Here is a 21,171-nt window from a genome sequence, read left to right as displayed (position 1 = left end):
TCTGGCAGCCTGGCTGGCCCATGCGGGCATCCGGTCGTGCAAGCACATTCGCGACGGAACGGGCCGTCAGGCTCTGGTCATGAGGTATCCGCTGCGGTCGCGTCTGCGGGGGGCTGTTTCAAGCGCTAATGGCGCACTTACCGACGCAAAACTCTTCATTGCTCGCCACACTCTCGTGAAGTAGTGAAATACCTTCGATCCACGCTCTTTTGGAGACATGGGCCGGAAGGGCTCGTCTGTCGCGGGCATGCCTTCGCAGAATCGTGCGGGGTCATGCGGCATTCCTTGCCGAAAAACTCGCTACAGGCGTTTCAGGGCGTCTGCCTCATGGGGCAGCGCTCTACTGGCGGCTCTCTGTGGGGGGATGGCGCGGGGGCCGGAACCCGATCAGGAGGCGTCCTTATAATCGGGGGGCGATTATAACGGTGAAAATCAAAAAATACCCCGCTCCTTAGACTTTTTTCCCATTCCCGGTCACGAAGTGCCCGCCGGCGAAAGCCCCCTGGGACAATCCGCCGCGCCGTATCTGCCAAACGCCGGGCATGCGTGCCCTGCGCCACCTGCCACAGGCGAGGAACCGCGCCCCGTGGCGAACGTCCAAGGCAATGCTGCGGTGCCTTCGCGGCGCCGTTATACTGCCGGCCATTCGTGCCCAACCCATGGAGAGATGAGCATGCTGCATCGCCTGTTGCTCAGCCTGATGACCGCAAGCGCCCTGGTTCTCGGCGGCTGCGCCCTGAGCCCGCAACAACTGGACCCGCAACCGGTCCTTAAAGGACCGTTGACCGCCGTCGGCCATGGCCAGCCGGTGGTGGTCAAGGTGGTCGATGGCCGTCCCGGCCCGTCCCTGGGCACTCGCGGCGGCCTCTACGCCGATACCAGCACCCTGACCGTCCGTAGCGAGGACGTGGTGCCCAAGCTCCAGGCCCAGGCCGAGACGGCCGTGCGCCTGCTCGGCTACACGCCTTCGGCCAACGCCTACAACGCGCCGCAACTGACCCTGACCCTGGCCGAGCTGAAGTACCAGTCGCCGAAGGACGGCGTCTACGTCACCCAGGCCGACATCACCGCGACCTTCCGCGCCGACGTGCAGAACAGCAGCCGGCGCTACACCGGTCGCTATGGCGCCTCGCTGAACCAGCGCTTCGGCATGGCGCCGAACCAGGCGACCAACAGCAAGCTGGTCAGCGAGGTGCTCAGCGACGCCCTGACCCGCGTGTTCAAGGACCCGACCATCGCTCAGACCCTCGGCCAGCAATGAGCCGGCGGTAACGAGAAAGCCCGGCGGATGCCGGGCTTTTTCATGCGCTCGGGAAACTCAGGCGGCCTGGTGGAACGGGTCCGGCTCGCCGATGCTGATGCGTTCGTCGGTCTCAGGCAGGTCGAGGTGTTCATGGCCGCAGGCGGTGCAGTACACCAGCCAGCGGTCGTCCTGGACATTGAAGGAAAGATCGACGATCACGGCCTCGATCTCGTCCAGGTGGTCGATCAGATAGTTATGTTCGTGGGGTGCGGTTTCCAGCATGACGACTCTCCTGTGTTGTCGTTTGCCTGGGTGGGGTTCTGTGACCGGCAAAGCAATTTCAGACTAGTCGGTCACTCTGGCGAGGCCGCGCCTTTTTTAGACGGATTGCTGCTAACCGCTGCGCTTCGTCGCGACAACCCGGGTGCCGCTGGCCGTCGCTCATGCATTCTGGATAGAATTCGACCAGTCCTTCCCCGCCGTCCCCGACGGTCCGTCCTGTCATCAGCTCACCCAAGGCGTTATTCGGTAGCCCCGGCGTGTGGTCCTGTTGCGGAGGTTATCGATGTCCTTGCAAGCCTTGTGGGCGCTGTTCCTCGCCCATCCCGCCCAGGCCATGAACGGCCTTGCGCTGTTCTTCGGTGTCGCCGGCGCCTGGCTGCTGCTGGCCACCCGCGCACGCGAGCGTCGCGCCCTGGCGCGCTGGGCCGCGGAGGGCGAGGCGGGGGAGGCGGCATTGCCGATGGACGAGGCGACCCTGCGGATCAACCTGTTCTTCTACCGATTCGGCACCGCCTGCCTGGGCCTGGCGCTGCTGGTCAGCTGGGCCAGCACGCGGCTCTGAGAGCCCTGCCTCGGCGAGCCGAACCGCACGCGGATAAGCGTATCGCGGTTATCCGTCCATCGCCTGCGGGTTCGAAGCCGTTGCCCGATGGAGAAGCCCGGCGGCGCCGGGCTTTCGTCTTCAGGATTGCTGCTTGATCCGGTATTGGTTGAGCACCGGGTTGGCGTATTGCAGCACCAGCCAGGGGCGCTGCTCGGCCGGGCATTGCTCCAGGCGGCGGTTCCATTCCTTGCGCGCCTTCTCCAGCTCCTCGCTGCCGAACAGGCTCTCGGCCGTGGGGACGGCGAGGCCCGGGTCGCGGTTCTCGCTCATCTCGTAGGCCAGGTAGTGCACCGGGAACAGACGGTAGTTGCCGAGGATCTGCCGGTCCAGTTCGGCGGCCAGCTGCTTGGCGTCGCTGAACTCGCCCTCCAGCTCGGCGCCGAAGTTGATGTGCACGCGGCCCTTGTAGCCGGTGATGCCCAGGGCGATGCTGGCATCGTCCTCGCCCGGCGCCTTGCGGTACTCGCCGGTGCTGGCGCGGGTGTGCAACTCGCGGGCCTTGGCCAGGTCGCAGGGGTCGTATTCGTAGCTGATCGACACCGGGATGAAATGCAGGGCGCGCACCATTTCGGCGAAGGGTTCGTCCTTACGGCTCATGTGGAACATCTTGAGTATCGCCGAGTCGGTACGGTCGTCGCCGTCCTTGGCCCGCCCTTCGGCCTGGGCGATCCACACCGACTGGCGGTCCTCGCGGATCGAGTGGTTGATGTAGGCGGAGAGCGTCTGGTAGGCGGCGAGCTTCTCGCGCCGGCCGCTCAGCGAACGGTGCACGATGAAGCTCTTGTTCAGGCGCATCAGGTCGCTGACGAAGGATTTCTGCAGCAGGTTGTCGCCGATGGCGATGCGCGGGGTCGGCAGGCCGGCGTGGTACACGGCGTAGTTGACGAAGGCCGGGTCCATCACGATATCGCGGTGGTTGGCGATGAACAGGTAGGCGCAGCCTGGCTTGAGGCGATTGACCCCGGAGTAGGTGACGCCATCGGTGGCCTTCTCGATGGTGTGGTCGACGTAGGGCTCGAACTTGTCCTGCAGCGTGGCGACGCTGCGGATGCCGGTGACCTCGCGGGCCAGGCGATGGGCTATAAGAGGTTTGAGCAGCCAACCGAGGGGACCGGCCAGGCGCGGGAAGCGGTAGCGGACCAGGGCGCCGAGGAAGGCGTCGTCGCTCAGGAGGCGTTGCAATACCGCGGGGACTTCGGCGTCACTGTAGGGTCGGATGGCTTCGAACTCGCCCATCATGCTTTCTGGTTCCATATGGATGCTGCGAAGGCCGCCCAAGGGGGTGGCCGAAAATTGAACCGCGCGATTATAAACGGAACTCATAGGGGGGTGCAGCGATGCTCGAAAGCCAGGCCTATAGCTGCCCTTACTGCGGGGAACCGGCCGAGGCGCTGCTCGACCTGAGCGCCGGCGACCAGCAGTACTACGAGGACTGCCCGGTGTGCTGCCGGCCGATCCTGTTCGACCTGCGCACCGATGGGCAGGACTGGTCACTGAACGTCCGCCGGGAGGATGACTGATGCAGCGCGTATATGAGCCGGCCGACCTGCTGGAGGCCGAGATGCTGGTGGGAATGCTCGCCAGCGAAGGGATCGCCGCCCATGTCAGCGGCCGCCACCTGGTCGGCGCCATCGGCGAACTGCCGCCTGGCGGACTGCTGGCGTTGTTGGTGGTGGACGAGCAGACGGAGCGGGCGCGAGAACTGATCCTCGCCTACAACGCCGCCGCCCCGTTGGCCGAGGAGCCGCCGGAGCCCTGCGGCCCCGGCAGCCTGTTGTGTTGAGGCGGCCGCCGCTCAGTCGGCCGCCAGTTCGAAGACCTGCCAGCGCACCGAGCTGACGCCCTTCTCCAGGCTGACCCGGCTGACCAGGCGTTCCAGCTGCGCCGGAGCTTCGGGGGTGCCGAGCAGTTCGGCGCGGACTTCCAGCTTGGCCGGGTTGTCCAGATCCTCGCTGTGCAGCGATTGCAGGCGCAGGTCGCTGCTGCCGAGGCTGTGCAGCATCAGGCTGCGAACCTGGATCTCGTCCTCGGCGCGGCAGACGATCTGCACTTCGTAGCGTTGCTCGGCCTCGCTGGCCGGCAACACGTCCTGGCGGTTCAGGCGTTGGGCGATGTCGCGCAACAGGATGTTGGCGCAGAGCACCACCAGGCTGCCGAGCGTGGCCTCCAGCAGCAGGCCCATGCTGCACAGGACGCCGATGGCGGCGGTGCACCAGAGGGTGGCTGCGGTGTTCAGGCCGCGCACGTTGAGGCCGTCGCGCATGATCACGCCGCCGCCGAGGAAGCCGATCCCGGAGACTACATAGGCGGCGATCCGTGAAGCGTCGCCGGCCAGGCCGGGCACGCCCTGGGTCATCAGCACGAACAGGCAGGCGCCAGTGCTGACCAGCGCGTTGGTGCGCAGGCCGGTGAGGCGTTGGCGCAGCTGGCGTTCGGCGCCGATCAGGGCGCCCAGGACCAGCGCGACCGCGACGCGCAGGAGAAATACTTTCCAATCCATGTTTCACCTCGTTGCCGGCCGACGGCCGGAGCTGGCGCGGGCCGACGGTCCGCGCGGATAAGGGACGATGGATTGCGCAGGACCGCGGCTTCCCGCTGCGCGGTTGGCGCGAGGGAAGGGACACGAAGGGAAAATGGGGATGCGTCATCCCGGACGGGATGCGGATCGCCACTGTCCGCCATGTTCGGCGAGGCAGTGGCAGAGGGTTCTGCTGGACTAGCTCGCCGGATGGACCTGTCGCAATCGACTAGGGCTGTTGTCCAATGCAGGACTCCTGTGTGGGTTACAGAATGCGGGCGGCACCTTAAGCCTGGAGGATAGGCGCGTCAAGTTAAGATTGGGTTTCATTCAGCTTGCGTTCGGCAAGGCCAGTGTGGCGCTTCGGGTTACACTGTGCGGCTTTCCCTCACCAGGCAGTGCCAAGCATGAGTGGTCGTTACGCCCTGTTCCGCTGGAATCCGTCGCTGGCGGCCCTGCCGGGCTTTCCGGCGGATTGGCGGGCGCAGTGGAACATTTCTCCGGCGAACCAGGTGCTGATGGTTCGCGAGGACGCCGGTGCGCGCCGCGCCGACCTGGCGCGCTGGGGGCTGACCCCGGCCTGGCTCACCGACCTGTCGCGTACGCCCAGCCACGCACGGGCGGAAACCCTCGCCGAGCAACCGATGTTCCGCGAGGCGTTCCAGCAGCGCCGCTGCCTGCTGCCGGCCAACGGCTTCTATGAATGGCGCGGGGTGCGCAAGCGTCCGTACTGGGTCTCCACCGGCGAGCGCCTGTTGTTCTTCGCCGGCATCTGGGAGGCCTATCCGGTGCATGGACAAACCTGGCTCAGCGTGGCCCAGGTATCCCAGGCGGCCGCCGAGTTCCGCCGGCCGCTGCTGCTCGACGAGGCCGAGCAGGATACCTGGCTGGCTCCGGACACGCCGCTGCCGGCGCTGATAAGCCTGCTCGCCAAGCCCCAGCCGAACCTGCGCAGCGTGGCCCTGGCCGGCTTCGTCAACAAGCCTGAAACCGACGGGCCGGAGTGCCTGACCCCGGCCTGACGCTAGACCCTGAACTGATTCACCAGGCGCCGCTGCTGCTCGGCCAGGCGGGTCAGCTCGGCGCTGGCCTGCGAGGCCTCGTCGGCGCCGCCGGCCACCTGGTTGGCGACCTGGCCGATGTTGGCGACGTTGCGGTTGATGTCCTCGGCCACCGCGCTCTGCTCCTCGGCGGCGCTGGCGATCTGGGTGTTCATGTCGTTGATCACCGATACCGCCTGGGTGATCGATTCCAGCGCCTCGGCCGCCTGGCGCGCATGGCGCACGCTGTCGTCGGTGCGCTCCTGGCTGTCCTGCATGACCTTCACCACGTCGCGGGTGCCCTGCTGCAACTGCTGGATCATGCTCTGGATTTCTTCGGTGGCCTGCTGGGTCTTCTGCGCCAGGTTGCGTACCTCGTCGGCCACCACCGCGAAACCGCGACCCTGCTCGCCGGCGCGGGCGGCCTCGATGGCGGCGTTGAGGGCGAGCAGGTTGGTCTGCTCGGCGATACCGCGGATCGCCACCAGGATCGCGTTGATGTTTTCGCTGTCCTTGGCCAGGTTCTGCACCACTCCGACCGCGCGGCCAATCTCGCTGGCCAGGGCCTGGATCGCCGCCGAGCTGCTTTCGACGATCTGCTTGCCCTGGTGCGCGGCCTGGTCCGCGTGGTTGGCTGCCTCGGCGGCGTGGGTGGCGTTGCGCGCCACGTCCTGGGCGGTGGCGGTCATCTCGTGGACCGCGGTGGCCACCAGTTCGATCTCCGCCAGTTGCTGCTGCACGCCCTGGTTGGTGCGGATGGCGATGTCGGCGGTGTGCTCCGAGGAGTCGCTGACCTTCTGCACCGATTGCACCACCTGGCCGATCATGTTCTGCAGTTTGCCAAGGAAGGTATTGAAGCCCTTGGCGATGGAGCCCAGCTCGTCGGCGCGCTCGCTGCTCAGGCGGCGGGTGAGGTCGCCTTCGCCCTGGGCGATGTCGTCGAGCATGCCGACCAATTGGCGCAGCGGCCGGGCGATGCCGTAGCCGACCAGCCAGACCACCAGCAGGCCGAGGGCCGCTACCACCAGGCCGGCCAGGCTCATGCCGAGGATATCCTGCTGGCGCTGGTCGCTCAGCTCGCCCTGGAGTTGCTGCAGTTCGCCGAATACCGCCGCCTGGGGAATCTGCAGCATGAGGGTCCAGCGCACGCCGCTGTCGGCGATGGTGAAAGGCAGGAACAGCTCGATGTGGCCGTGCTCGGCGTCGATGTCGTAGAGCGGCTGGTCGACCGTGAGGTTCTTCAGGTTGTCCACTTCGTTGCCGTCGAGGACGCTGCCGGCGGGCTCGCCGAGCTTGCTGTCGTCGCGGGTGTAGGCCACCAGGCGGCCGTTGCTGGCGATCAGCGCCATTTCCCCGGCGCCATCGTAGAGCTGCTGGTCGGCGCGCTTGAGCAGGTCCTGGATGAAGGCCAGCGAGAGGTCGGCACCGACTGCGCCGCGGAACTGGTCACCGACCATGATCGGCACGTTGAAGGACGACATCATCACGGTCTTGCCGCCCATTTCGTAAGGGGCCGGGTCGATGATGCAGGGACGCTTGTTCTCTTTCGGACAGGCATAGAACTCGTTCTCGCGCACCCCGGTGGGCAGCAGCTTTTCGCTATCGATGCTGTCGGCCATGGCCTCCACGATCGGCTTGCCGTCGGCGCCGCGATACCACCAGGGCAGGTAGCGGCCGTCCGGGCCGTAGCCCTTGCCGGGTTGCCCGGCGAAGGCGGCATCGGTATCGAAGGCATTGGGTTCCCAGGCCATGAAGGTGTCGAGCAGCTTGGGGTTGTTCTGCACGGTGCTGCGCAGCAGCGCGGAGATTTCGTCGCGGCTGGCGTTCAGCTGCGGCATGCCGTCGGCGCCCGGCTCGCCGAGCAGGCGGGTGCTGTTGGCCAGGCCGTGGACCACCGTCAGCGGATACTCCAGCTCGCGCTGGATCTGGCTGACCTGGGCGCGGGCCAGGGCCACCAGGCGCTCGTTGATGACCTTCTCCAACAGGCCCTGGGTGCGTTGCTGCACCAGCTCCTGCGTTCGCGCGCCGGCGAACAGGGCGTACAGCACCAGCACCACGACGACGCTTAGAACGCTGGCGCCGGCGAGGGCGGCGACAGAAAACTGGATCGACTTGAGCTTCATGATGGGACTTCTGACCCTTGTTGGAATTGTCTCTGAGGAGCTTATCGGCAGGAGGACGGCAAATCCTTAATCGGCCGTCGGAGATTTCCTCGCCAACGGCTGTTGCCGGCGTTCGAGGCGCGGCCTACCATGCGCTCGGCCTTCAGAGGAGAACAAAGGACCATGGCTCATCCCTTCCGATTCGCCACCCTCGCCGGCGCGCTGCTGCTCGCCGGTTGCCAGGCAGTGAACACCACCAGTGGCGGCGCCGTCGGCGTCGACCGCAAGCAATACATGTTCAGCATGTTGTCCAGCCAGGAAGTCGACCAGATGTACGCACAGTCGTACCAGAAGACTCTCGGCGAGGCGAAAAGCGCCGGCGTGCTCGATACCAGCAGCGCCGACGCGCGGCGAGTCAAGGCGATCGCCCAGCGGCTGATCCCGCAGACCGCCGCCTTCCGCCCGGACGCCACCGGCTGGAACTGGGAAGTCAATGTGGTGAAGAGCGACGAGCTCAACGCCAACTGCGGTCCCGGCGGCAAGATCATTTTCTACACCGGGCTGATCGACAAGCTGAAGCTCACCGACGACGAGATAGCCGCGGTGATGGGCCACGAGATCGCCCACGCCCTGCGCGAGCATGGGCGCGAGGCCATGTCCAAGGCCTACGGCGTGCAGGTGGCCAGCCAGATCGGCGCCCTGGCCGGCCTCGGCCAGGAAAGCCTGCAACTGGCCAATACCGGCGTCGACTACCTGATGACCCTGCCCAACAGTCGTGCCAACGAGAACGAAGCCGACCTGATCGGTCTCGAGCTGGCCGCCCGCGCCGGCTACAACCCGGAAGCGGCGATCACCCTCTGGCAGAAGATGGGCAGGGCCAGCGGCGGCGCCAGCCAGCCCGAGTTCACCAGCACCCACCCCTCCGACAGTTCGCGGATGGCCAATCTCCAGGCCGCGATTCCCAAGGTGATGCCGCTGTACCAGCAGGCCAGGCGCGGCAAGTGAGGCCAGGGCGCGCGGTCGCGGGGGGCGGCCGGCGCGCCGACAGGCTTACCATCGGAAACGCCTGTTGTGTATTTCCGTAACCTGCTGTTTGGTATCTCGCCGGTGTTCGGCCTAGACTGCTGGCCGACCCGCTTGCGGGACCCGTGGACGAACAGCCACTCTCACGCCCTGGAGCTCATGTGAAATACGCCGTACTCGGAGCCACCGGCCTGCTGGGACATCACGCCGCGCGCGCCATCAGGGCCGCCGGTCACGATCTGGTGCTGATCCACCGTCCTTCTTCGCAGATCCAGCGTCTCGCCTATCTGGAGCCCGAGTGCCGGGTCGCCGAGATGCTCGACCACGCCGGCCTGGAACGCGCCCTGCGCGGCCTCGACGGGGTGATCTTCAGCGCCGGCTACTATCCTTCGCGGCCGCGCCGCTGGCAGGAGGAAGTGGCCAGCGCGCTGGGCCAGACCAACCCGTTCTATGCCGCCTGCCTGCAGGCCAGGGTGCCGCGCATCCTCTATGTCGGTTCGGCATATGCCATGCCCCGCCATCCCCAGGGACTACCGGGCCACGAGGGGTTGTTCTACGACAGCCTGCCGAGCGGCAAGAGTTCCTACGTGCTGTGCAAATGGGCGCTCGACGAGCAGGCCCGGGAGCAGGCGCGCAACGGCCTGCCGGTGGTGATCGGGATTCCCGGCATGGTACTCGGCGAACTGGACATCGGCCCGACTACCGGGCGCGTGATCACCGCCATCGGCAATGGCGAGATGACCCACTACGTCGCCGGCCAGCGTAACGTCATCGATGCCGCCGAAGCCGGGCGCGGACTGCTGATGGCCCTTGAGCGCGGGCGTATCGGCGAGCGCTACCTGCTGACCGGGCACAACCTGGAAATGGCCGACCTGACCCGGCGCATCGCCGAGCTGCTCGGCCAGCCTGCGCCGCAGCCGATGTCGATGGCCATGGCTCGCGCGCTGGCCACCCTGGGCCGCTTGCGCTACCGGGTCAGCGGCCAGTTGCCGCTGCTCGACGAAACCGCCATCGAGGTGATGGCTGGCGGGCAGTTCCTCGATGGACGCAAGGCCCGCGAGGAACTCGGCTTCTTCTCCACCACCGCCCTCGACGACACCCTGCTGCGCGCCATCGACTGGTTCCGCGACAACGGCTATTTCAATGCCTAGGACGGTTGGCTAGGGCAGCGCTTTTTCCGCGAAGGGTCGGGTCTGCAGTCCCAGCTGGGCGCGAAAGCTCTCCATGTCGAACATGGTGCACAGCTCCTGCAACTGGCCCTGCGGGTTGAACACCCAGAAGCCCATCGCGGAAATGCTCAGCACCTTGTCGCTGGCCGGATAGCCCAGGGTCGGCCGGACGATGGTGCCGATCAGCGTGCTCCAGGTGAACACCTTGCGTTCCTCGCCGATGCAGTCTTCGACCACGACCTCCAGGTCCGGCATCGCCGTGCGGATGTCCTGCAGCAGGCGGATATAGCCGGCGGTATCCAGGGGACGGCCGATGAACGAGCTTTTGTAGAGGAAATCCTTGCTGTGCAACTGCTCCACCAACGCCATGCGGCCCTTGTTCCAGGACAGCTCGATGTGATGGCGGGCGAGTCGTTTCAGGTCGTGTGAGGGCATCTCCGGCTCTCGAGGGCGAGTGGTGGGGCAGGCATCCGGTGCCTGCCTGAACTGTAGCCGTTCCCATGCATTTTGCATTGGCCGCCCAGCCATCCCGGGCCCGGCGGCGCAGTCCTTCAGAGCCAGCCGGTCAATTGCGCGGCGTGCCAGGCGGCGTACAGGCCAAGTGCGGCGAAGGCGGCCGCGGCCAGGCGGCGGATCAGGGTCAGCGGCAGCTTGTCGGCGGCCAGGTTGCCGATCAGTACCACCGGTACGTTGGCGATCAGCATGCCCAGGGTGGTGCCGATCACCACCAGCCAGAAATGCGGATACTGGGCGGCCAGCATGACCGTGGCGACCTGGGTCTTGTCGCCCATCTCGGCGAGGAAGAACGCGATCAGGGTGGTGAGGAAGGGGCCGTATTTCTTCAGTCCGGACTCTTCGTCGTCGAGCTTGTCCGGTACCAGCGTCCACAGGGCGACGGCGATGAAGGAGGCGGCGAGGATCCAACTGAGGGTGGCTTCCGAGAAGAAGCTGGCGACCCAGGCGCCCACCGCGCTGGCAGCGAAATGGTTGGCCAGGGTGGCGGCGACGATGCCGGCGATGATCGGCCACGGCTTGCGGAAACGCGCCGCGAGCAGGAGTGCCAGCAACTGGGTCTTGTCGCCGATTTCCGCGAGGGCAACGATGAGGGTAGGGACGAACAGCGATTCCATCAGGCTTCCTAAGGGGCGGGTCGACCAATCACCATGACACGCGCCATCTGCCCGCCCCGGGTCAGATCGTGCGTGTCATAGGTCTTGTCAAACCCTTGGCCTGTCTGGGCAGGCTTGGGTCGCGCGCGCCATGGTCTGCGGACCAAGTGTGTTGACGCGTGCCGGGCGAGGCCGGTGCGGCGCTCGCGGGAGACTACTCCCCTAGGACGGGGCGCATTCTGCCCAAGCCGGGCGGCTTGGGCAAGCCCGGGACGGAAACTTTCGTCCGGGAGGGCGGCGAGGGAGCCTGATCGCAAGGAAACGTGCCGGCATCCGCAGCGATCCGCGAGGAATCGCTGGGCGGCAGGGTGAGTCAGGTATTGGTCGGGCTGACGTCCATTTCGTGGTAGCGAACGAAGCGTGCGCGCTTCTTCCAGCGGTATCCCAGCCAGATCGCCAGGAACAGCGGCAGGCTGATATAGGTGGCGAGGAGGCCGATCCAGTCGATGCGTTCGCCCACCAGCGCCTGGTAGTTCTGCCCGAGGGTGATGACCATGCACAGGGCGAAGGCGAACAGCGGCCCGAAGGGGAACAGCTTGGCCCGGTAGGGCAGGTCTTCCAGGCGGCCGCCCTGGGCCAGGTAACCCTTGCGGAAGCGATAGTGGGAGATGGCGATGCCCAGCCAGGCGATGAAGCCGCACATGCCCGAGGTGTTCAGCAGCCATGTGTAGACGGTGCTGTCGCCGAAGGCCGAAGTGAGGAAGCACAGGGCGCCGACCAGGGTAGTGGCGTACAGCGCGTTGCGTGGCACGCCGCTGCGCGAGACGCGGGAGAACAGGCGCGGTGCCTTGCCCTCTAGGGCGAGGTTGTAGAGCATCCGGGTCGAGGCGTACATGCCGGAGTTGCCGGCGGAGAGGATCGCCGAGAGGATCACTGCGTTCATCACCCCGGCCGCCGCGGCGAAGCCGGCGCGCTCGAAGAGCAGGGTGAAGGGCGACACGCTGATGTCGCTGGCATCGTTCTTCAGCAGGTTCGGGTCGGTGTAGGGAATCAGCATGCCGATCACGAAGATCGCCAGGATGTAGAACATCAGGATGCGCCAGAACACCTGGCGAATGGCGATCGGGATGTTCTTCCGCGGATTTTCCGATTCACCGGCGGCGATGCCGATCAGTTCGGTGCCCTGGAACGAGAAGCCGGCGATCATCGCCACCCCGACCATCGCCTGGAAGCCGCCGACGAAGGGCGCGTCGCCCATGGTGAAGTTGCTGAAGCCGGGCGACTCCACGCCATGCATGATGCCGAAGATGGTCGCCAGGCCGACGCCGATGAAGATCACCACCGTGACTACCTTGATCAGGGCGAACCAGAATTCGCTCTCGCCGAAGCCGCGCGCGGAAATCACGTTGAGGCCGAACATGATGCCCAGGAAGATCGCGCTCCAGTAGATGCCCGGCACCTCGGGGAACCAGAAACTCATCACCAGTTGCGCCGCCACCAGTTCCGCGGCGATGGTCACCGCCCAGTTGTACCAGTAGTTCCAGCCGAGGGCGAAACCGAAGCCATCTTCGACGAACCGGCTGCCATAGGTGCAGAACGAGCCGGAAACGGGCATGTAGGCGGCCATCTCGCCGAGACTGGTCATGAGGAAGTACACCATCAGCCCGATCAGTGCGTAGGAAAGCAGCGCACCGCCGGGCCCGGCGGTGGCCACTGTGGCCCCGGAGGCGACGAACAGCCCGGTGCCGATGGAGCCGCCGATGGCGATCATGTTCAGGTGGCGCGGCTTGAGCACCCGCCGCAATTGCTGGCCCTGGCTGGCGTTCAGGTCAGTCATCGGCGGCCTCCCGGCGGGTGGCCACGGAAGGGTCTGGCTGCGGGCGTGCGGGCAGGGAGAGGAAAAGCTTCATTCACAGGGTTCCAGGCAGAAATCAGGAGCGACGGGCGGAGTAGATGCGGAAACCGTCGCCTTCGGCGAGTGTCCGGCAGGGGCCGAGGTGGCGTTCGATCAACGGCGGGTACTTCAGGAAGCTGTTGGCGACCAGGCGCAGTTCGCCGCCCGGCGCCAGGTGCTCGGCGGCGCGTTGCAGCAGGCGCTCGGAGGCCTGGTAGTCGGTGTGCACGCCCTGGTGGAAGGGCGGATTGCTGACGATTGCGGCGAGTTCGCGCGGCGCGCCGTCGATGCCGTCGGCGGCGATCACTTCGCCGTCCAGGCCGTTGGCGGCGAGGGTCAGTCGGCTGCTCTCGACAGCGAAGGCGTCGACGTCGAGCAGGCTCAGGCGACTGGCGGGGTAGCGACGCTTGAGGACCGCCCCGAGTACCCCGGCACCGCAGCCGAAGTCCAGCAGATGGCCGCCGGGCAGGGCTTGCAGTTGCCCCAGCAGCAGCGCGCTGCCGCGATCCAGGCGGCCATGGCTGAACACCCCCGGCAGGCTCACCACCTGCAGCTCGCCATCGGCCAGCGGCAGGCTGTAGCGCTGGGCCAGGGCGTGCAGGTCGGGCTCGGCCGGCGCCTGTTCGATACGCACCTGCCAGAGCTGGCAATGCCGCGCGCTATCCAGTTTGCGGGGCTTGCCGTAGGCGGCCAACTGCTTGCTCGCGCGCTCGATCCCGCCGCGCTTTTCGCCGACCAGGAAGAGTTCGCCGCCGGGCAGGCGGGCGGCCAGGCTGGCCAGCAGGTAGTCGGTCAGTTCGCGGGACTTGGGCAGGAACAGAACGGCCGAAGTCCAGGCGCCGGTCGGCGCGCGCGTGTCGAAACGGCTACGGTCGGGGAAGCGGGCGTCCAACTGCGCCTGCTCGCCGGCGTGCCAGCTCCAGCCCTGGGCCTGCGGTAGCTCGGCGAGCAGGTCGTCGGCGGGCAGGCCGGCCAGCAGCAGCGGGGTCGCGAAGAGGTGGCGCTGGCGCAGCAGCACTTCACTGCGAGGGTCCATGCGGGCTCCGGAAAAAATGGGAAATCTTAACAGGCTTGGGCCTGGCATACCCGCATGGATTGTCGGCGAGGATCGCCGTTCATCCGTGCGCGGTGCCCGCAGCGCCGTATCAGCCGGCGTTGACTACCCGCAGGGCGCGCCCGGCCTTCCATGCCTCTGCGTTTTCCGCCAGTTGGCCGACGATGCGCTGCCGCGCCTCGCGACTGCCCCAGGCGTTATGGGGGGTGACGATCAGGCGCGGGATGTCGGGGGCCAGCAGCGGATTGCCGTTTCTCGGCGGCTCGACGCTGAGCACGTCGGTGGCGGCGCCGCCCAGGTGGCCGCCGCGCAGGGCGTCGGCCAGCGCCTGTTCGTCGACCAGGCCGCCACGGGCGTTATTGACCAGGAAGGCGCCAGGCTTCATCAGCGCCAGTTCGGCGGCGCCGAGCATCCCGCGGGTGTCCTCGGTCAGCGGGCAGTGCAGGGTCAGGGCGTCGACCCGTGGCAGGAGTTCGCCAAGCGGCAGGCGGTCCGCCCGGGCAGGCCGTCCTGGCAACTGACCGAGCAGCACGCGCATGCCGAACGCCTCCGCCAGCCGCGCCACCGCCCCGCCCAGTTCGCCATGGCCGAGCAGGCCGAGGGTCTTGCCTTCCAGTTCGACGATGGGGAAGTCCAGCAGGCAGAACTGGCTGGATTGCTGCCAGCGACCGCCGCGTACCGCCTGCTGGTAGTCCGGCAGGCGCGTAGCCAGGGCCAGCAGCAGCGCGAGGGTGTGCTGGGCTACCGAGGGCGTGCCGTAGCCATGGCAGTTGGCGACGACGATACCGCGCTCGCGAGCGGCAGCGAGATCGATGTTGTTGGTGCCGGTAGCGCTGACCAGGATCAATTCCAGCTCTGGGCAGGCGGCGATGCATTGCGCGTCGATCGGCGCCTTGTTGCTGATCGCGACCCGCGCACCGTGCAGCCGCGCGGCGACTTCCTGCGGCTGGCTGGCGGCATGCAGTTGCAGCTCGTCGAAGGCGGCGTGCAGGGGGCGCATGTCCAGATCGCCGAGGTCGAGGGAGGCATGGTCGAGGAAAACGGCGCGCAGGGCATGGCTCATGGACGGTTCCTTGGCGGCAGCGGACGGGGGCTGCCTAGCCTAGCAAACCCGCGTGCCAGGGAGGTCTTCCGGTTTTCTTGACAGTGATTATCCAGAAAGTATTGTCGGTTTTTTGACGGTATTACATATTTAACCTCTGTAGTGTCATTTTTGAGTCACTCCGACGAACGGTCGCCCTTTCAAGTGGACAATTTTTGATCTGAAAGGCATTTTTTTGGCACACAAGGCGCAATGTGAATTGCTTCTCAGATTTTCGTCATTTAACTGACGAAATGCAGTGCTGGAAAACTGACGTGCGCCACGCAGATAGGGAGATTTTCATGGTCCGTCCGGATAGCCAGCGCGGCAAGCGCACCTCTTCGAAAGCTGGTGGGGAAGGGCGTTTCGTCCTTGCCGCCAGCAGCACCCTCATGTTCGCCATCGCCAGCATCAACGCGGCCATGGCGGCACCTACCGGTGCCCAGTTCAACCCCAACGAGATCAAGATCAGCCAGCAGGGCAAGACCACGCTGATCGACCAGAGCACCCAGCGCGCGATCATCAACTGGAAGGGCTTCGACGTCTCCGCCGACGAGGCGGTGCGCTTCAACCAGCCCGGCGTGACCTCGTCGACCCTGAACCGGGTCACCGCAGGCCAGGAAAGTGTGATCGCCGGGCACATCTCCGCGCCCGGCCAGGTGATCATCTACAACTCCAACGGCGTGGTATTCAGCGGCTCGGCCAAGGTCGACGTGGGCTCCCTGATCACCACCACGGCGAACATCAGCGACGAACACTTCCGCCAGGGCAAGCTGATCTTCGACCAGCCCGGAAACCCCGACGCGCGGATCGTCAACGACGGCAGCATCAGCGTCGCGGAGAAAGGCCTGGCGGCCTTCGTCGCGCCGTCCGTGGCCAACAACGGCGTGATCAACGCCCGCCTCGGCACCGTGGCGATGGCCGCCGGCAACGCCGCGACCATCGACCTCTACGGCGATGGCCTGGTGTCCATCGCCGTGACCGACCCGGTTACCCGCAAGCCGCAGGATGCCCAGGCGCTGGTCAGCAACGGCGGCGCGATCCAGGCCGACGGCGGTAGCGTGCTGATCACCGCCGAGCAGGCTTCCCGGGTGGTCGACAACGCGGTCAACCTGTCCGGCGTGATCCTCGCCCGCGGCACCGAGGTGCGCGAGGGCAGCGTGGCGCTGGTAAGCAAGTCCGGGGACATCCAGGTCGCCGGCAAGATCGACGTCAGCGGTCCGAAGAGCGGCGGCGACGTGCTGGTCAGCGGGCAGCAGGTGGCCCTGGCGAGCACCGCCAGCATCGACGCCCGCGGCGCCGCACAGGGCGGCAGCGTGCGCATCGGCGGCGACTTCCAGGGCCGCGGCGAGTTGCCACGAGCGAAGAACGCTACGCTGGCCAAGGGCGCCAGCATCGACGTCTCGGCTACCGGCAAGGGCAATGGCGGCCTGGCGGTGGTCTGGTCCGACGGCAATACCCGCATGGACGGGCGGATCCTCGCGCGCGGCGGCGCCCAGGGCGGCAACGGAGGCCTGGTGGAGACCTCCGGCAAGGTCAACCTGAGCATCGCCGACAGCGCCTACGTCAGCGTCGCCGCACCCTACGGCAACGGTGGCACCTGGCTGCTCGACCCGACCACCCTGCGCATCGTCGCATCCGGCGGCACCTCCGGCTCGGTGGGGGGCGCCAACGGCGCCAGCGGCGACGCGACGGTGAATGCCTCGGTGGTTACCGGTGCGCTGGCAGGCGGCAAGGTGACCCTCAGCGCCAGCGACCGGCTGTCGGTGGAAGCGCCGCTGATCACCAGCAACCTGGGCGGCGCCAGTCGCGGCCTGGAGCTGATCGCCACCGGACCTGCCGGTGCGGTGGATATCTCTGCGCCGATCCTGTTCCGCAACGGCAGCCTGGCAATCCGCGCCGGCGGCAACATCAGCTTCCTCAGCGGCGGCACGCCGCAGACCAGCGGCATCGTCGACCTGGGCAGCGGCACCCTGTGGATGCAGACCAGCACCGCCGGCAAGATCAGCCAGCAGGCCGGTACCGCATTGATCGCCGCCAACCTCGCCGGCCGCGCCGGTAGCATCGACCTGGCTTCCTGGGACAACTACGCCGGCAACCTGGCGCTGCAGACCTTCAACGGTACGCTCAAGTACCGGCAGAGCAACGCCACCGGCGTGACCACGAGCGGCACGGTGTTCGATCCGTTCATCAACCAGAGCATGACCGGCACCGCGCAGAACATCGTCTCCAGCGTCGGCACGCGGATTCTCGAGGCCAACAGCGTTGGCACCACCGGCAACTACACGCTGACTGCCGACGGCAACAGCGAGTTCGACCGCCTGGTGTTCACCGCGCTGCCCTATCGGCGGGTCAGCGGTTCCGCCAGTTTCCCGACCAACGACTCGTCGGACTACCTGGTGACCAACCTGCGCTACCAGGTCAACGGCAGCAACGTCACCGCCACCCCGAACGGCGGTGCGCCCAGCGGGTTCACCGTCGCCGCCGGCAACGGCAGCGTCACCACCTGGACCGGAAACTGGGGCACCAGTTGGGGCGTCAAGGGCTTCGGCGGCGTGATCGGCGTGACCGACGAGCTGCAGTACGACGTCGGCACCGGCCTGACCGAGGAACTGATCTTCGGCCTCGGCGGCAAGACCAGCCGCGTCGATACCCGCCTGGACCTGTTCATGCGCGAGGGAGCGTTCAACAGCTTCGCCGAGCGCGCCCAGGTGGAGATGTTCAAGACCACCACCACTGCCGGCGACATCCTTTCCCGCCAGCAGACCGCCACCCTGACCGCCAATGACGCTACCCGCGTCTACGGTGATGTGAATCCGACTCTGACGGCCACGATGTCCGGCATCAACGCCATCGACGCCTACGTCAACAGTCAGTTCAACGACCTCTACCAGGCGACCGCCAGCACCACGGCGACCCAGGCGTCGAATGTCGGGCAGTACGCGATCACCGGTAACGCCAATGGCAGCGAGTATTTCAGCCAGCGTTACCAACTGGTGCGCCAGGACGGCAAGCTGACCGTCACGCCGGCGCAATTGATCGTCAGCGCCGACGCCAAGACCAAGGTCTATGGCGACGCCGATCCGACCCTCACCTACCAGGTCAGTGGCCTGAAGAACAGCGATACCGCCGCTGGCGTGCTGAGCGGCAACCTCGGCCGGGTGGCCGGGGAGAACGTCGGCAACTACGGGATACTCCAGGGCGGGCTGGGCCTCAACACGGCCAATTACACCCTCAGCTACGTCGGCAACGACCTGCGCATCACCCCGGCACAACTGAACGTGATCGCCGATGCCAAGACCAAGGTCTACGGCGACCTGGATCCGGCGCTGACCTACCAGGTCTCCGGTCTCAAGCGCGGCGATACCGCCGGTGCCGTGCTCAACGGCGGCAGCCTGAGCCGCGTGGCTGGCGAGAACGTCGGCGTGTACGGCATCAACCAGGGTGGACTGGGCCTGGTCAGCAGCAATTACACCCTGAACTACCAGGGCAATAACCTGACCATCACCAAGGCACTGCTCAATGTGATCGCCGATGCCAAGACCAAGGTCTATGGCGATGCCGATCCGGCACTGACCTACCAGGTGTCCGGGCTGAAGAACGGCGACACCGCCGGTGCCGTGCTCAACGGCGGCAGCCTGAGCCGCGTGGCTGGCGAGAATGTCGGCGTGTACGGCATCAACCAGGGCGACCTGGCATTGAACAGCGGCAACTACGATCTGAGCTACCAGGGCAACAACCTGACCATCACCAAGGCGCTGCTGAATGTGATCGCCGACGCCAAGACCAAGGTCTATGGCGATGCCGACCCGAGCCTGACCTACCAGGTCAGCGGCCTGAAGAATGGCGATACCGCTGGCGCGGTGCTCAATGGCGGCGGCCTGGTTCGTGTCTCCGGCGAAAACGTAGGCAACTATGCGATTCAGCAGGGTGGCCTGGGTCTGGTCAGCGGTAACTATGACCTGGCTTACCAGGGCAACAACCTGACCATCACCAAGGCGCTGCTGAATGTGATCGCCGACGGCAAGACCAAGGTCTACGGCGATGCCGATCCGAGCCTGACCTACCAGGTCAGTGGCCTGAAGAACGGCGATACCGCTGGCGCGGTGCTCAACAGTGGCAGCCTGAGCCGCGTGGCTGGCGAGAATGTCGGCGTGTACGGCATCAACCAGGGTGGACTGGGCCTGGTCAGCGGTAACTATGACCTGGCTTACCAGGGCAACAACCTGACCATCACCAAGGCGCTGCTCAATGTGATCGCCGACGGCAAGACCAAGGTCTATGGCGACGCTGACCCGAGCCTGACCTACCAGGTCAGCGGCCTGAGGAACGGTGACAGCGCCGGCTCGATCCTGACCGGCGGGCTGAACCGCGACGCAGGCGAGAACGTGGGTGTGTATGGCATCAACCAGGGCGATCTGGCATTGAACAGCGGTAACTACGACCTGAGCTACCAGGGCAATAACCTGACCATCACCAAGGCACTGCTCAATGTGATCGCCGACGCCAAGACCAAGGTCTACGGCGATGCCGATCCGAGCCTGACCTACCAGGTCAGCGGCCTGAAGAACGGTGATACCGCTGGCGCGGTGCTCAACGGTGGCAGCCTGAGCCGCGTGGCTGGCGAGAATGTCGGCGTGTACGGCATCAACCAGGGCGACCTGGCATTGAACAGCGGCAACTACGACCTGAGCTACCAGGGCAATAACCTGACCATCACCAAGGCGCTGCTGAATGTGATCGCCGACGCCAAGACCAAGGTCTACGGCGATGCCGACCCGAGCCTGACCTACCAGGTCAGCGGCCTGAAGAATGGCGATACCGCTGGCGCGGTGCTCAATGGCGGCGGCCTGGTTCGTGTCTCCGGCGAAAACGTAGGCAACTATGCGATTCAGCAGGGTGGCCTGGGTCTGGTCAGCGGTAACTATGACCTGGCTTACCAGGGCAACAACCTGACCATCACCAAGGCACTGCTGAATGTGATCGCTGATGCCAAGACCAAGGTCTATGGCGACGCCGACCCGAGCCTGACCTTCCAGGTCAGCGGCCTGAAGAACGGCGATACCGCCGGTGCCGTCCTCAACGGCGGCAGCCTGAGCCGCGCCGCAGGCGAGAACGTCGGCGTGTACGGCATCAACCAGGGCGACCTGGCATTGAACAGCGGTAACTACGACCTGAGCTACCAGGGCAACAACCTGACCATCACCAAGGCACTGCTCAATGTGATCGCCGATGCCAAGACCAAGGTCTACGGCGATGCCGACCCGAGCCTGACCTACCAGGTCAGCGGCCTGAAGAACGGTGACAGCGCCGGCTCGATCCTGACCGGCGGGCTGAACCGCGACGCAGGCGAGAACGTGGGTGTGTATGGCATCAACCAGGGCGGCCTGGTGCTGACCAGTGGCAACTATGACCTGGCCTACCAGGGTAATGACCTGACCATCACCAAGGCGCTGCTCAACGTATTCGCCGATGCCAAGAGCAAGCAGGTCGGCACCGCCGACCCGGCGCTGACCTATCAGGTTTCCGGCCTGAAGAATGGCGATAGCGCCGGTCAGGTGCTCGCCGGCGGGCTCGGTCGGGTGGGCGGCGAAGCCGTAGGCCAGTACGACATCCTCCAGGGTGGGCTTGCCCTCACCAGCGGCAACTACCAGCTCAACTACCAGGGCAACCTGCTGAGCATCCTGCCGCTGCCGGTCACGCCGGGCGACCTGGGGCAACTGGCAGCGCTCTCCGACTTGCGCGAACTGCAGAAGGGGCGCGATCCGGATACTCCCGGGGATGCGGTCTACCGCACCACCACGCTGGAAAACCCGTTCCTCGAAAACCCGTTCCTGCGCGCCTACGCTCTGGGCATGGACGTCAGCGATCCTAACCTGCTGCCGGCTACCGCCGCGGGTCCGGCGGAGGACGCCAGCGCCAAGCGGGTGGGGCAGTTCACCGATCGTCCGCTCAGGGCAGAGGCCGAGAGTGGGGCGGGTTGCTCGAACCAGAGCTACCTGGCCGACTACTGGAGCTGCTTCAACAAGCCTCTGAATTTCTAACCCTTTTC

The 21,171-nt window shown here is 66.1% G+C and carries 17 protein-coding genes and 1 riboswitch; of the genes, 8 read left to right on the top strand and 9 right to left on the bottom strand.

The features are described 5' to 3' along the window. The first annotated feature begins 673 nt into the window (after nucleotides 1-673). On the top strand, nucleotides 674-1,261 hold the full coding sequence (locus ACYAF3_RS06425) for a YajG family lipoprotein (RefSeq protein ID WP_003094953.1): 588 nt from the start codon (nucleotides 674-676) through the stop codon (nucleotides 1,259-1,261). A 57-nt stretch (nucleotides 1,262-1,318) separates the two neighbouring features. Here ACYAF3_RS06425 and ACYAF3_RS06420 read toward each other — a convergent pair whose 3' ends face one another. Further along, complete coding sequence (locus ACYAF3_RS06420; protein WP_003094951.1) at nucleotides 1,319-1,525, bottom strand: hypothetical protein; 207 nt, start codon at nucleotides 1,523-1,525, stop codon at nucleotides 1,319-1,321. 283 nt (nucleotides 1,526-1,808) lie between these two features. On the opposite strand from ACYAF3_RS06420, the gene ACYAF3_RS06415 reads away from it, so the two are divergent. Next, a complete protein-coding gene (locus tag ACYAF3_RS06415; RefSeq protein WP_003146038.1) occupies nucleotides 1,809-2,087 on the top strand; it encodes a hypothetical protein in 279 nt (92 codons plus the stop codon). Nucleotides 2,088-2,207: 120 nt separating this feature from the next. Here ACYAF3_RS06415 and ACYAF3_RS06410 read toward each other — a convergent pair whose 3' ends face one another. Continuing rightward, a complete protein-coding gene (locus ACYAF3_RS06410) occupies nucleotides 2,208-3,368 on the bottom strand; it encodes a 1-acyl-sn-glycerol-3-phosphate acyltransferase (protein ID WP_003099351.1) in 1,161 nt (386 codons plus the stop codon). Nucleotides 3,369-3,466: 98 nt separating this feature from the next. Between ACYAF3_RS06410 and ACYAF3_RS06405 the strand changes: the two genes are divergently transcribed. After that, the gene (locus tag ACYAF3_RS06405; RefSeq protein ID WP_003094945.1) at nucleotides 3,467-3,649 is read left to right on the top strand and encodes a CPXCG motif-containing cysteine-rich protein; all 183 of its coding nucleotides are present in this window, start codon (nucleotides 3,467-3,469) and stop codon (nucleotides 3,647-3,649) included. Then, nucleotides 3,649-3,912 (top strand): putative signal transducing protein, encoded by a 264-nt coding sequence (locus ACYAF3_RS06400; protein ID WP_015648026.1) that lies wholly within the window; start codon nucleotides 3,649-3,651, stop codon nucleotides 3,910-3,912. The genes ACYAF3_RS06405 and ACYAF3_RS06400 overlap by 1 nt, the downstream gene beginning before the upstream one ends. A 12-nt stretch (nucleotides 3,913-3,924) precedes the next feature. On the opposite strand, the gene ACYAF3_RS06395 is transcribed toward ACYAF3_RS06400, so the two are convergent. Continuing rightward, nucleotides 3,925-4,629: an MgtC/SapB family protein gene (locus tag ACYAF3_RS06395; protein ID WP_003094941.1), complete on the bottom strand. Its 705-nt coding sequence runs from the start codon at nucleotides 4,627-4,629 to the stop codon at nucleotides 3,925-3,927. 425 nt (nucleotides 4,630-5,054) lie between these two features. Between ACYAF3_RS06395 and ACYAF3_RS06390 the strand changes: the two genes are divergently transcribed. Continuing rightward, nucleotides 5,055-5,669, top strand: coding sequence for an SOS response-associated peptidase (locus ACYAF3_RS06390; protein WP_003114707.1), 615 nt, complete (start codon nucleotides 5,055-5,057; stop codon nucleotides 5,667-5,669). Between the two features lie 2 nt (nucleotides 5,670-5,671). Here the strand turns inward: ACYAF3_RS06390 and ACYAF3_RS06385 are convergent, their stop codons facing one another. Then, the gene (locus ACYAF3_RS06385) at nucleotides 5,672-7,810 is read right to left on the bottom strand and encodes a methyl-accepting chemotaxis protein (protein ID WP_003099358.1); all 2,139 of its coding nucleotides are present in this window, start codon (nucleotides 7,808-7,810) and stop codon (nucleotides 5,672-5,674) included. A gap of 162 nt (nucleotides 7,811-7,972) precedes the next feature. On the opposite strand from ACYAF3_RS06385, the gene ACYAF3_RS06380 reads away from it, so the two are divergent. Together ACYAF3_RS06380 and ACYAF3_RS06375 are read left to right on the top strand one after the other, a co-directional pair. Further along, nucleotides 7,973-8,794, top strand: a complete 822-nt coding sequence (locus tag ACYAF3_RS06380) for a M48 family metallopeptidase (RefSeq protein ID WP_003099360.1) — start codon at nucleotides 7,973-7,975, stop codon at nucleotides 8,792-8,794. Nucleotides 8,795-8,937: 143 nt separating this feature from the next. After that, on the top strand, nucleotides 8,938-9,963 hold the full coding sequence (locus tag ACYAF3_RS06375; protein ID WP_003121034.1) for an NAD-dependent epimerase/dehydratase family protein: 1,026 nt from the start codon (nucleotides 8,938-8,940) through the stop codon (nucleotides 9,961-9,963). A 9-nt stretch (nucleotides 9,964-9,972) separates the two neighbouring features. Here ACYAF3_RS06375 and ACYAF3_RS06370 read toward each other — a convergent pair whose 3' ends face one another. The 5 genes from ACYAF3_RS06370 to ACYAF3_RS06350 form a co-directional block, all read right to left on the bottom strand. Continuing rightward, nucleotides 9,973-10,416 (bottom strand): nuclear transport factor 2 family protein, encoded by a 444-nt coding sequence (locus ACYAF3_RS06370; protein WP_003099368.1) that lies wholly within the window; start codon nucleotides 10,414-10,416, stop codon nucleotides 9,973-9,975. A gap of 116 nt (nucleotides 10,417-10,532) precedes the next feature. Next, nucleotides 10,533-11,111 (bottom strand): TMEM165/GDT1 family protein, encoded by a 579-nt coding sequence (locus ACYAF3_RS06365; protein ID WP_057387096.1) that lies wholly within the window; start codon nucleotides 11,109-11,111, stop codon nucleotides 10,533-10,535. A gap of 89 nt (nucleotides 11,112-11,200) precedes the next feature. Next, nucleotides 11,201-11,325: riboswitch (yybP-ykoY riboswitch) on the bottom strand. A gap of 138 nt (nucleotides 11,326-11,463) precedes the next feature. Continuing rightward, a complete protein-coding gene (locus ACYAF3_RS06360) occupies nucleotides 11,464-12,927 on the bottom strand; it encodes an amino acid permease (protein ID WP_003094922.1) in 1,464 nt (487 codons plus the stop codon). 94 nt (nucleotides 12,928-13,021) lie between these two features. Beyond that, entirely contained in the window at nucleotides 13,022-14,020 is a 999-nt protein-coding gene (locus tag ACYAF3_RS06355; protein WP_003117439.1) for a class I SAM-dependent methyltransferase, read from the bottom strand. A gap of 109 nt (nucleotides 14,021-14,129) precedes the next feature. Next, a complete protein-coding gene (locus ACYAF3_RS06350) occupies nucleotides 14,130-15,101 on the bottom strand; it encodes a 2-hydroxyacid dehydrogenase (protein ID WP_023084832.1) in 972 nt (323 codons plus the stop codon). A 320-nt stretch (nucleotides 15,102-15,421) separates the two neighbouring features. On the opposite strand from ACYAF3_RS06350, the gene ACYAF3_RS06345 reads away from it, so the two are divergent. After that, the gene (locus ACYAF3_RS06345; protein WP_121377778.1) at nucleotides 15,422-21,163 is read left to right on the top strand and encodes an MBG domain-containing protein; all 5,742 of its coding nucleotides are present in this window, start codon (nucleotides 15,422-15,424) and stop codon (nucleotides 21,161-21,163) included. Nucleotides 21,164-21,171: the final 8 nt, after the last annotated feature.

It is taken from the genome of Pseudomonas sp. TZ252, from assembly GCF_056110345.1.
This window is presented reverse-complemented; position numbering and strand designations above follow the sequence as displayed.